Genomic DNA, 11,708 nt, shown 5'->3' with positions numbered 1-11,708 from the left:
GCGGCTCGACTGCCCATCGGCTTTCAGACGGCGCTATCGCCCGCGCAGCCTCACGGTTGCCACGACCGGACGATGGTCCGACGTGAGCGGATCCGTCATCACCCGCGCGGTGGCGGACTCCCAGGCATTCGGAGGGCCGAGCAGGATGTGATCGATCTCGTATTTCGGTTCGGTGGACGAGAACGTGAAACGATCACCCACCGGCTTCTCCGCGGCCCGGAAGCGCTCCCGCCACCGCGAGAGGGTGCGGGAGCCCGGTTGATCGTTGAAGTCGCCGAGCAGGATGGTGGGCAGCTGCACCGTATCGAGCACGGCGGCAAGCGCCTGCACCTGCGCATACCGCAGCGTGTCGTTGTCCACCCAGTCGAAATGCACGTTCACCACGAGCACGCGCCGTCGCGATGGCAACTCGATCTCGGCGAACAGAGCGACCCGCGGTTCGTTGCCGTCGGGAAGACGTAATGCTTCGGTGCGACGGATGGGGAACCGCGAGAGCAGCGCCATGCCGTACTCTCCGCCCTGATACGGGAAGAACGCACCGAACTCGTCTTTCATGTTCAGTTGCTCGCCCAGCACCCGCGGTTCGTCGATGCGACCGGAACGCTCCACGTTGCGGTCCACCTCCTGCAATGCCACCACATCCGCACCGAGTGCACCGATCGCATCACCGGTGCGCTTCAGGTTCACCGCCTCGTCCATGCCGCGACCATGGCGGATGTTGTAGGTGGCGACGGTGAAGCGGTTGTCCTGACGGGCAGGTACGGACGCTGCGGTGCCGAGCGTGACCAGCAGCGCCAGCGGCAGAATGGAAAGAGGGCGTGGCATGGGCATAGTATGCACCCGATGCATCGGATGTGCTCTCCATGCCCGTATCGCGCCCTCTCCTCAATCAGCGGACTCCGTCAGTTCGATGCGCGTGGAGCGGGAGCTCTGAGTGAGCGCACTGTCCCGAGCCATTCCACGGGCAGCTTCCGGGCACGGAGGTCCGCGAGCAGCGTGTCATGTTCGGTCTGATAGGCGGGAAGACCGGCGAAGGGTGTGTAGAGCCAGCGCAGCGTGGGCGAGTACACCGCCAGGGCCGTGCCGAAATCCGGCAGTTCAAAAGGTGTGAGCAACAGCGAGTCGCTGCCCACGCGCACCCACTGCGGCCGTGCGACGACCTGCAGATGCGTTGCGGCGTCCGCGCCGATCATGCGACGCATCGCGGGGCGCACTCCCGGTGTCACGTATGTGGGTTTGCGTCGCGCGGTGAACCAGCGCACACCACCGTTGCCACTGGTTGGCCTCGCGATGATCGCGGCGGATACCCCCGCGCCCGTCTGCTTCGTGAGCCAGGTGTCCAGCAGATTCACGGCTCCTTCGGCCTGCGCCGTTTCGAGCAGCACCCACTGCCCGCCGATACGCACCACACCCGCGTTGCCGAGGAAGGGCGGGAATGTGACGAACGACTGTTCGATGAATTGCACGGAATCGAGTGGCGCATTCCACATCGGCCGTTGCTCGGTGGAGAGGTATCGTGTCGCCGTGGAATCGGGGATGGCAAAGGAGTCGGCAGGCGCGGCTGCGTTGATGTTCAGGGCCAGTGCCGTCATGCGCTTGTACGGGCGACCGACACGACGGACATCGCGCTGACGCGGGAGCAGCACGCCGGGATTGTAGCGTGTCCATCCGGAGTACCAGAACTCGATCTCCTGTCGGGCCCAGGGCGCGAGTCCGAAGTCGTTGGTCTCGTCGGCGGTGAAACGGACCATGCCCAGCAGCGCCGTACTGCGACGGACGAACCAGACGGCAGGAAATCCATCGACGGTGGCGGAGATACGCACGTGGGCAGCGCCATCGATGACCGTGTCGGAGAGCAGACGCATCGCTCCCGATGCCCGGGCAAGCTGCAGCGTGCGTTCGGGCGCAAAGGCAAAGAGTTCCCGCCGCTCATCGACATAGGCGATGTTGAGCGGGGTGATGGTTGCCGCGCCGCTGGGTGGCACGAACCAGCGCGCACCGATGGTATCCCGCACGATGTCCACCGATGCGGCGGGCGACGGCAGGAAGAAACGCGTATTGCGCCAACTGTTGGTGGTGTAGTCGCGCAGATCGGTATGGCGTTCGTACGAGGGAGCGTCGGCATAGGGATGATCGGCGAAACCGATGCGCTGCCATTGTGTCATCACATCCATGCGCAGGGAGGTGATGGAGCGCAGCAGACTGTCGCCGCCCATCCGCGCCAGCGAGCGGGCCACCAGCGCCTCGGCCGCGGGATCATTGCCGCGGCGTGGCGCCGCGGATTGTGCGCCAATCGTATCCGGCAACACGGGCGAGACCGCGATCGATGCGGCAGTGGTGAGGACCAGGGCAAGGCGGGAAGATATCGGGTGTGGTGACATCATCGCCGACATCCGCATGAGATTCTGGATCGTGTGCATTGAGGAGAGCGGGTGGGAAGGAAGAAGCCTCGATGCCACCACGCCTCTCCGCTCATCGAGTTTCACCGCTTGTCCCGGTGAAAGACGCCTCGTCCATGAGAATTGACGGGCCTGGGAAGAGCACCGGCGTCATCCCATCGCGAGCGAAATGGACAGGCTGTGCGTATCGATAAATACCTGCATCCTATCACCCACTTTTCTTCGGATATGCGTCCATTCCGGGCCTGGCTCAGCGCGGCGGGTGTCATCGGCGGTGTGGTGGCGACTGCCAGCGCCACCGCATCCATGAACCCGTCGCAGGACATGTCGACCGGCGTGTCGATGGTGGCGACGTCGTGGGATGCCCCGACGACATCGCTTGCTCCGGCGACCTTCACGCCTGTCTCCCGGACCGCCGTTCCCTGGGCGGACCGATTCGAAGCCGCGACGGTCGCATCGGGTGTCAGGGCTCCGGGGGAGCAGGACACCAGCGTGCTGGATCCGGTGATGCGATTGCAGGCCAAGCTCGAAGCCGGTACGGTGACGCTCGCGCACGACTCGATCCTGGGATATCTGCCGGCCGTGCTCAAGGCGCTGGACATCCCGGTGTCTTCACAGATGCTGGTCTTCTCGCGTACCAGTCTGCAGACCGACAAGATCACGCCGTGGTCGCCGCGGGCGCTGTATTTCAATGACGACGTGTACGTCGGGTATGTGTTCGACAGCGATTTTCTCGAAATCGCGGCGGTGCATCCCACGGCCGGTGGACGGTTCTACACCTTCGGGCAGGCCGAGCGCGACAAGCCGCGCTTTTCCAAGGAGACGACCACCTGTCTGATGTGCCATCACTCCCGCAGTGTCACCGGAGGCGTGCCCGGGTTCATGGTGCTGTCGACCATTGCCGACCGGCACGGTTATCCCATCACCGGTGTGCACGATGGGCCCACCACCGACGCCACGCCGCTCCGTCAGCGATTCGGCGGCTGGTACGTGACCGGCACGTACGGCAACGTGGGGCACGCGGGCAATGTGTATGCGCCGGTGTTGAACGGTCAGGTGTCCGACAAGGCGCAGTTCCGGACGAAGTTCGATCCGCGCGCCGAGAGTCAGCTCCCCAATCTGTCGGGGAAGTTCGACTCCACGTACTACCTGACGACGCAGAGCGACATCGTGGCCATCATGGTGCTCACGCACCAGACGATTCTGCACAATCTGATCACGGCCACGCATGAAGCCGCGCGGGAGGCCGTGATGGAAGCCGCGATCGCTCCACCGGAGGCTCGTCAGGCCGGCCCGGTGGTCACGCCGCGTCTGCGCGGCGCGGTGGAGACGCTCGTGCGCGGGATGCTCTTCGTGAACGAGGCCTCGTTCGAGGCTCCGGTGCGGGGATCGACGCGTTTTGCCGAGGAGTTCATGGCCCGCGGGCCGCGTGATCCCAAAGGTCGGTCGCTGCGTGCGCTCGATCTCGACAAGCGGCTGTTCAAATACCGTCTCAGCTTCCTCGTGTATTCGGAAGCGTTCGACGCGCTCCCCGAACTGGCGAAGCGCGCCGTGTATACGCGTCTCTACGGCATTCTGAACGGCACCGATCGCACTCCCGACCTGCAGAACATTTCCGCCGAGGATCGTCGGGACGTGCTCGAGATTCTGACGGCCACGAAACCGGAATTCGCGCGCCTCAGAGGGTCCTGAGAAGACCTCGACCGACGGGCCGTTACTTGTTTGCGTCGAGGATGGCCCGGCGTTCGAGCGCGGTCTGGCCTTCCGTGATCCAGCGTGGAGCGGGTTCGCCCTTGAGGTAGTGGCCGAACCACTCGAGGATGCGCGTCTGGTAGTCGCGCTGATTCTCACGCTTGGTGAGGCCGTGTCCTTCACCGGGATAGGTGAGCATCACGACCTGCTTGCCGGCGCGACGGGCGTAGTTGTAGAACAGGGAGCCCTGTCTGGGATCGACCGTCCCATCGTCACTGCCGATCTCGATGAGCATGCTCTTCGCCTGCATCTGATGCACGCGGGCCAGCGGCGAGTTGTCGATCATGGCTTTCGTGTCTTCCCATGGCGCGACCTGCATGCGGAACTGACCGGTCTCCCAGTGATCGAACTCCGCCGTGCCCTGACTCCAGTGCAACTGGCCCGCAAAGCTGATCATGTCGGTGATCCCCGACCCCACGATGGTGGTCTGGAAGAGATTGCTGTGCGTGGCGAGATAGGCGGCTTCGTACCCACCCTGCGAATGCCCCACGTGGCCGACCCGCGCCGGATCCACGAGGCCCCGGGCAATGACGGCGCGCACGGCCGGCTCGACGGCGTACTTCGTGCCGATGCCGGGCTCGCGGGGACGGAAGACGATGTCCGGCATCAGCACGAAGTAGCCTTGCTGTGAGAACACCGTGGCGTTGTAGTAGTTGCGATCGTTGGGGGCGATGTAGCCGTGCAGCCCCTGTGAAAGCCGCTCGTAGGTGTACACGATGAGCGGATACTTCTTCGCCGGATCGTAATTGGCCGGATAGTACAGCAGCGCCTGCAGGGGCACACCAATGGTGCTGCGGAAGTTCATGAGCTCCGCCTTTCCCCACGCATACTTCGCCTGCTGCGGATTGGTGGCCGTGACGGCCTTTGCCGTGGCGGGGTCGTCACCGACGAACACATTGGGCGATGTGTCGTAGCGCTGGCGCGTGAACGCAAAGATGTCGGCGCTGTCGGCCTTGACGAGCGTCGAATGTCCGGCGTCGACGAGCATCAGGCGTTGCACCGTGCCATCGCCGGCCCGACGGGCGTACCCGCTCTGTTTGCTCAGACGTCCGGTGAGCGTGAAATAGAGGGGCGCTTCGAGATCCACCGCGCGCTCCACCACCGATGCGCCGAAGGGCGCGAAGTTCACCAGACGGTGGACGACCTGATCCCGCGCACCGTTGGTGAGCCGGGTGTTGCCGCCGCCATTCACGGCGAGCCGCCAGACATCGTGGGTGTCGTTCACCAGCAGCGCGTCACCCGTCTTGCTCCACGCCACGATGGGGAAGATGTGGGGGATATCGGTGGGGTGATCGTCGTCGTGATCCACGAAGTCGGCCTTGCCGCCCCGGGTGAGCGCACCGGTCAGATTGGTGCGCGTACCGGAAGCCAGATCGACGACCCAGTAGTCCCGGCCGTCCGACCAGGCGAGTTTCGTTCCGGTGGGATCGCCGCCGTAGTAGTGCCGCACACGCTGCAGGACTTTCGTGCGTGCCCCGGTCTCGAGATTCACGGCCCATACGTCCTGCACATTGCGGCCGAACTTCCACTCCCAGGGATAAGGCTTGCGATCGATCTCGGTGGCCCAGCGTCCGTTCTCCAGTGCGGCCGCCTGCTCCTCGAGGTCGGTGCCGATCTGTACGATGCGGTCGTCACCCTGATGCCAGGCCGTGAGCAGCGTGCTGCGCAGATCCTGCGCCTCCTGGGCCTTCTGTTGCGGGAACATGCGCACGTCGTTGGTATGCCAGATCTCCACATCGGAGACTTTGTCGGCGCTCTTCTTGATGGCATCGGCCGCGGCCAATCGCGGACGCAGACCGAAGAACATCACCTGACCGTCCCGTGACCACGTGGGACGGCGGTGTTCCGCGATGCGCATGCGGGCGGGAAACCCGTTCATGGTGGCCGGATCGAGGACACGCGACGTGGCATTGCCGGTCACATCGCGCCAGGTGACGAGCACGTGCGCCGTGTCGCGCCACGCCTTGTCCACGACGCCGCGCAGAACGGCGAGATCGGCCGCACGGCGACGCCACGCCAGCGCGCGGTAAGGGACCGCCCCGTTCTCCAGGACGCGCAACGTATTGGCCGCCGCATCGTACAGTTGCACCGAATACCCCGACGGACCGTCGCCATCGATGGCCAGAGCCAGCAGCGCACCGGTGGCGCCAGCGCCCGTGCCGTCGGCCCAGGCCTGGTCCCGCACCGACGGGAAGGTGAGACGGGTGCCCCGCGTGAGGTCGTAGACCAGCACATCGGAAACCGGTTTGCCTTCCTGCGGATACCGCGTGAGCGTCACGAAGCGTCCGTTGGCGCTGAACGCAAAGGCGTTGACATCCGTCTCGGTGATGACCTGCCCGGTGCCGAGATGACGGAGCTGGACACTGTTGCGCACCGGCTTCTTTTCGCGGGTGAGCCGCTCCCGTTCGGCCGTGGATATCCCGACGAGCATACCTACCCACCCGCCGGCGGGCGAGAAGGTCGCCGGCATGGCAAACGGAATGATGATGGTGGTGTCGCGCGGGCCACCGATGAGGCGCACTTCACTGCTGTCGTTCATGCGCGTCATCGGTATCGCCGTCCAGTCACCACGGGGCGACAGGCGCGGGGCGCCCGGCATTTCCCATTGCGCATAGTCGGCCGGCGTCACCGTGGGCCTGGGTTGGGCATCGATCGTGGTGGAGCCGATGGTGCCGGCGACCAGGCCCGAGGTGAACAGCAGTGTGGTGGAACGACGCATGCGGTAAACGGTTGAAGGAGACAGAGGCACCATCACGGCTGAATCGTGCGGCGCCGCTTCATCAGGGCTTCGATTTCGTCCATCTCGCGGGGCACGAGTGAAATGCGCTCGAGGCCCTTGTCGGTGATGAGATAGTCGTCTTCGATGCGGACGCCGGTGTTCTCGTACTGCTGCACCACCGCCTTCACTTTTGCGATGAAGGCGCGATTCTTCGGTGTATCGGGAAGCACCGCGAGCGCGCGCGAACTGACGTAGATGCCCGGTTCGATGGTGAAGGCATCACCCACCTGGAACGTGGCGTCGCGTCCGCTGCCCTGCATGGGATCGTGCACCGCGAGGCCGATGCCGTGCGTGATGCCGTGAATCATCCAGAGATTGGCCTGCTTGCACGACGCGGGGCTCATCGTGCAATTCACCGCCCACGGCGGATCGAACGTGGCGTCCTCGCTCTCGATGAGTCCCAGGGCCGCGAGCCCGCGTGTGCGAACGGCCACCGAGGAATCCGCGGCGGCGCGCACGCTCATACCCGGCTTCGACATCTGCTCGGCCATGTTCTGCGCGTCACGCACCAGTTGATAGATGCGGCGCTGGGCCGGTGTGTAGGTGCCGCTCACCGGAATCGTGCGCGTGATGTCCGCTGCATACCCACGGAACTCGGCCGCGGCATCCATCACGACGAGGTCGCCCGGCTTCACCGGATCGCTGTCCTTCATGTAGTGCAGCGTGGTGCCGTTGTAACCGCCCCCCACGATGGAACCGTACGCCGGTCGTTCGGCGCCCCGGCGGGTGAATTCGTATTCGAGCGCGGCACGCAGCTCGTACTCGTGCTGCGGATTGGCGGTGAGCATCGCGGCGCGATGGCCCTCCGCGCTGATCTCCGCGGCCCGCCGGATGAGCGCCATTTCGGCGGGCGATTTGCGCGCGCGCAAATCGAGCACCAACGGCATCGCGTTCCGGATGGGCAGCGACGGATATTTGTCCGAGAGTGTCTTGACCGCTTGCTGACCACGCGTGAGTGAATCGTTGCGCGCGAAATCCATCGTTTCCACATCGGGGATGTGGTAGAAGGGCAGTCCCGTGGCGGCCAGCGAATCGAGCACACCGGCCAGCGCCGCAAAGGAGCGCCCGGGGATGCCGTACCTCTTCAGGCTGGAGGCGGTATCGACGCGCTCTCCGTAGTAGAACGCCGTACGGGCATCGAGCGGGGTGAGAAACAGCGTGCTCTGCGCCTGTTTGTTGCGGACCACCATCACGAATGCGTGATCCGGTTCGTTCAGTTCCGTGAGATACCGGAACGCCGAGAGCTGGTAGAAGGCGCTGAAGTCGTGCACGAGTGCACGTCCACCGAACGCGAGCACGACACCGTTCTCGACTCGCTCGGCCAATGCGGCCCGTCGGGCGGCCACTTCGGCCTGCGTGATGGCCGTGTCAGTGGCAGTGCTACGTGGCCTTGTCGGCGGCGGCGTGGGCCGTCGTGCCGGTGTCTGAGCGGATACGGGAGTGGAGATGACCGTCGCCAGGGCGAACAGAGCCGTCGCGGAAAGCGCACGCGGAAGTGGAGAAAGGCGCATCCCGGAATCTACCGTCGAATTCCGGGTATTGGTTCTTCCGTTGCTGACGACGCCTGATCGTCCCTGCGTCCGGTTCTACGCCATCACGATCGGTTCCTCGATCCGCCGCTCCGTGGCCCGCGTGAGCCATCCGATCACATCGTCGGCGCTGTAATTGCCTTCCGCGGCCAGCATCGCGACGGACTGCAGATCGTCTCCGCTGGTCACCAGTGCCGGTTCGGGGCCTTCCTCGCGGGGCTGGGCGAGTCCGATATCGGACAACAGGCCGTTGCAGAGGCAGCGGCGTCCTTCGGTGTCTTCGGCTTTGCCGCCCTTGGCCACGTAGGCGTCGACCGGTTCGGCGGCACAACGATAGACCACCCGGCCGTCATCCTGACGGACGGCGACGCGGAGATAACCGAGATCGCAGACGCGGGTGCGTGTCGCCTCGAGCGCCGGCACCCCGCGGATCACCTTGAAGGGATATCCCGTCGGCGATGCGAGGGGATCGGTAAACACGCTGGCGGTGCCGCACCGGATCGCGTCGAGCACGGAGGTGCGCACCGCGGGGTCGAGCCCCGATTCGTTGCAGAAGGCGAACAGCGTGCCCACCTGGATACCGGCGGCACCCAGGGCGAGCGCACGATCGAGTCCCTCCGGCGTGCCGGCGCCACCGGCAATCCAGAACGGCAGACCGAGTTCCTGCATGCGGGCGAAGTCGACCAGATCCCGTTCGCCATAGACCGGTTGTCCCGAGGCGTCGAGCTGCATCTCCCCGCGTGGCGGCGCGTTGTGTCCCCCCGCCGTGGGACTTTCGACCACGAACCCATCGACACGTCCCGTGGACTTCCTGGCGAGGGTCGCGGCCAGTGACACCGCCGAGACCACCGGATAGAACGACGGTCGCATGAGCGCGGACGGAGGCGCACCATGACCGAGCCAGAGATCGGCCGGATCGAACGTGATCCACTCCACGACATCGCGTGGTGCCGCCTCGAGATCGAATCGCAGCGCGGCCGGCCGGTGTTCCGCGAGCGCATCGAGCGCGCCGGGAATCTCACGGGGAATGCCCGCTCCCATGATGATGGTGGACACCCCTGCGAGCATGGCGCCATAGAGCGTGGGCAGATTCGGCAGTTGCACCTTCGTGAGCAGGTTCATGCCCACGAGCCCATCGTGCCCCTCACGGGCCAGCCATGTTTCCACGAACGCCGCGGCCACCGTCACGCGTTGCCGGGCGCGACTGACCACCTGGCGATACATGGGTAACAGGCGATACGGCGCGTCGGGCGCACGGCCGTTGACCTGGAAGTACCGGTGCAGCATCTCCTCCGCGATCGCGGGAATGGGGAAATGCGCCAGTGCCCGTCGTACATGCCCACCGGGATCGCCGTCCTGCAATCGACGCACCATCACCGTGTCGATGACCGTGCCCGATATGACGCCCAGATGTCCCGCGCGGGAGACGGCCCGTGCCAGTCGCCAGTTGGACACGCCGATGCCCATACCGCCCTGGATGAGTTGCGGACGCGTTGCGAGAGAAGTGCTGGACATGACGGGATTCCGGCGTGACGGAAGACAGAAGACGGAATGTGCAATGTGCATCGACGGGTGATATCCACGGCATTCGAGATTCCCCCGACAGGCGTGTCAGGGAATGCACCGATGGCCCGTGCATATCGGACGTAGGGAAGCGTGCACGACACGTGTCCTCTGCACAGGCAAGCGCATCGACCTTGGGCGATCTGCTGGTGGGGGGTGCGGGGATCCGGATACCTGCGTGGTGTCCACGTGGAGAGGGGTATCCGGCGGACAATCCTGCGGAGGGGCGGGAGCGTCCACGAGACGGGGAGCAAGGCGCTGAGGGAGACGGTATGTTCCCGGCATGCGACTTCTCCCCGCTCTTGCGTTGTGGGCCGCCGCGAGTCTTCCGGCGATGATGTCGGCGCAGTCGACCGGCTCATCCATGGCCCCGCGTGCCATCGCCGGCACGCGCAAAGATGCCCCCGCGGCGCTGCGCCGTACCATCGACAGTCTCGCCGACGCGCATCGCGGCGTGGTGGGCTACAGCATCACCAACCTCGAGACCGGTGAACACCTCGAGCGCCGCGGCGACGAAACCTTCACGACCGCCTCACTCATCAAGGTGCCGATCCTGGTGGGGTTGTTCGATCTGGCGGAGCAGAAGCAGCTCACGCTGGACGATCCGATCGTACTGACGGACATCGACAAAGTGGGTGGGGCGGGGCAACTGCAGTTCCTGCGCACACCGCTCACGCTGCGTCTGTGGGACGTGGCCTGGCTCATGAGTACGCTGAGCGACAACACGGCCACCAATCTCGTGCTCGACCGGATCAAGATCCGACGCGTGTGGCAGAAGATGGAAGCGCTCGGCCTGCCACACACCAAGGTGCATTCCGGATCGATGACGCGTATCGCCACCGTCGCGCCCGACAGTTCGGCCAAATACGGACTCGGAGTGACCACACCCAACGAGATGGCGCAGCTCTTCACGCTGATGGCGCAGGGCAAGGCGGTGAGTCCGGCGGCCGACTCCACCATGCTCACCATCCTCGCCCAGAACGCCGACGATTCCAAACTGCTGCGCTTCAACTATGGCGTGCGGGCCGCGCACAAAACCGGCGATGTGGATGCCGCGCGCACGGATTGTGGCATCCTGTATCTGCCGGCGCGCATCGTGGCTTGTGTGATGACCAAGGAGAACGTCGATACCCGCTACTGGGTGGATGCGGACGGGAATGCGGTGATCGGGCGGATCGGTCAGGCCATCACCGCGCAGTGGGGGCGTCGGTGAGCGGTGGGCCCTGCCCGGTGTTGCCGCGTGACGATGGCGGTTACTGCGTGGACAGATAGAACATGCTCTGACTGAGATCGCCGCCGCTGCTGGACATGATGTCCAGCCGCCCCACGGACCCGAAGCCGATATTCAGCAGCGGCGTGGTCCAGGTGGCCCGTGCTCCGATCGCCCGCAGGTTGAGCATGACACCGCCGCCCGGCTGCTGGTCCATCTCCCGGACGCGCAGGGTGGCGGTGGATCCACCCTGCACCGTGGCCAGTCGCCGGCCGTTCACGCCCACGGAGCGAATGGCATAGATGTTCACATCGTAATAGCCCCGGTTGTTGACCAGGACGATGGAACCCATCTCCCCGCCGCTCGGCGGGGCGCCCTTGCGGCAACTCGAAAGCCCCAGCGCTCCAGCCACGACGGCGAGCGCCAGCAGGGTACGGCGGGCAGACAATGTGACAGACATGGTTTGTGTCCTCGGA

Annotated in this window: 8 protein-coding genes; 2 read left to right on the top strand and 6 right to left on the bottom strand. The window is 65.2% G+C overall.

Features of this window, described 5'->3' with window-relative positions:
* Positions 1–33: 33 nt before the first annotated feature.
* Positions 34–825: an endonuclease/exonuclease/phosphatase family protein gene (locus tag WG208_RS18435; RefSeq protein WP_337172866.1), complete on the bottom strand. Its 792-nt coding sequence runs from the start codon at positions 823–825 to the stop codon at positions 34–36.
* Positions 826–902: 77 nt separating this feature from the next.
* A complete protein-coding gene (locus WG208_RS18430) occupies positions 903–2,384 on the bottom strand; it encodes a hypothetical protein (RefSeq protein ID WP_337172865.1) in 1,482 nt (493 codons plus the stop codon).
* 243 nt (positions 2,385–2,627) lie between these two features.
* Here WG208_RS18430 and WG208_RS18425 point away from each other — a divergent pair, with 243 nt between their 5' ends.
* Positions 2,628–4,091 (top strand): hypothetical protein, encoded by a 1,464-nt coding sequence (locus tag WG208_RS18425; protein ID WP_337172864.1) that lies wholly within the window; start codon positions 2,628–2,630, stop codon positions 4,089–4,091.
* 22 nt (positions 4,092–4,113) lie between these two features.
* Here the strand turns inward: WG208_RS18425 and WG208_RS18420 are convergent, their stop codons facing one another.
* The 3 genes from WG208_RS18420 to WG208_RS18410 all read right to left on the bottom strand — a co-directional run bounded on the left by WG208_RS18420 (position 4,114) and on the right by WG208_RS18410 (position 9,974).
* Positions 4,114–6,870, bottom strand: a complete 2,757-nt coding sequence (locus WG208_RS18420; protein ID WP_337172863.1) for a prolyl oligopeptidase family serine peptidase — start codon at positions 6,868–6,870, stop codon at positions 4,114–4,116.
* Positions 6,871–6,902: 32 nt separating this feature from the next.
* Positions 6,903–8,441, bottom strand: coding sequence for an aminopeptidase P N-terminal domain-containing protein (locus WG208_RS18415; protein ID WP_337172862.1), 1,539 nt, complete (start codon positions 8,439–8,441; stop codon positions 6,903–6,905).
* Between the two features lie 75 nt (positions 8,442–8,516).
* Positions 8,517–9,974, bottom strand: coding sequence for a nitronate monooxygenase (locus tag WG208_RS18410; protein WP_337172861.1), 1,458 nt, complete (start codon positions 9,972–9,974; stop codon positions 8,517–8,519).
* Positions 9,975–10,305: 331 nt separating this feature from the next.
* Here WG208_RS18410 and WG208_RS18405 point away from each other — a divergent pair, with 331 nt between their 5' ends.
* Entirely contained in the window at positions 10,306–11,235 is a 930-nt protein-coding gene (locus WG208_RS18405) for a serine hydrolase (RefSeq protein ID WP_337172860.1), read from the top strand.
* A 40-nt stretch (positions 11,236–11,275) separates the two neighbouring features.
* Here the strand turns inward: WG208_RS18405 and WG208_RS18400 are convergent, their stop codons facing one another.
* A complete protein-coding gene (locus WG208_RS18400) occupies positions 11,276–11,692 on the bottom strand; it encodes a hypothetical protein (protein WP_337172859.1) in 417 nt (138 codons plus the stop codon).
* Between the last annotated feature and the right edge of the window lie 16 nt (positions 11,693–11,708).

Source organism: Gemmatimonas aurantiaca (assembly GCF_037190085.1).
GTDB lineage: Bacteria > Gemmatimonadota > Gemmatimonadetes > Gemmatimonadales > Gemmatimonadaceae > Gemmatimonas > Gemmatimonas aurantiaca_A.
This window is presented reverse-complemented; position numbering and strand designations above follow the sequence as displayed.

Coding starts and splice junctions, on each gene's coding strand:
- WG208_RS18435 (WP_337172866.1), bottom strand. CDS start 825: ATGCCACGCCCTCTTTCCATTCTGCCGCTGGCGCTGCTGGTCACGCTC.
- WG208_RS18430 (WP_337172865.1), bottom strand. CDS start 2,384: ATGATGTCACCACACCCGATATCTTCCCGCCTTGCCCTGGTCCTCACC.
- WG208_RS18425 (WP_337172864.1), top strand. CDS start 2,628: ATGCGTCCATTCCGGGCCTGGCTCAGCGCGGCGGGTGTCATCGGCGGT.
- WG208_RS18420 (WP_337172863.1), bottom strand. CDS start 6,870: ATGCGTCGTTCCACCACACTGCTGTTCACCTCGGGCCTGGTCGCCGGC.
- WG208_RS18415 (WP_337172862.1), bottom strand. CDS start 8,441: ATGCGCCTTTCTCCACTTCCGCGTGCGCTTTCCGCGACGGCTCTGTTC.
- WG208_RS18410 (WP_337172861.1), bottom strand. CDS start 9,974: ATGTCCAGCACTTCTCTCGCAACGCGTCCGCAACTCATCCAGGGCGGT.
- WG208_RS18405 (WP_337172860.1), top strand. CDS start 10,306: ATGCGACTTCTCCCCGCTCTTGCGTTGTGGGCCGCCGCGAGTCTTCCG.
- WG208_RS18400 (WP_337172859.1), bottom strand. CDS start 11,692: ATGTCTGTCACATTGTCTGCCCGCCGTACCCTGCTGGCGCTCGCCGTC.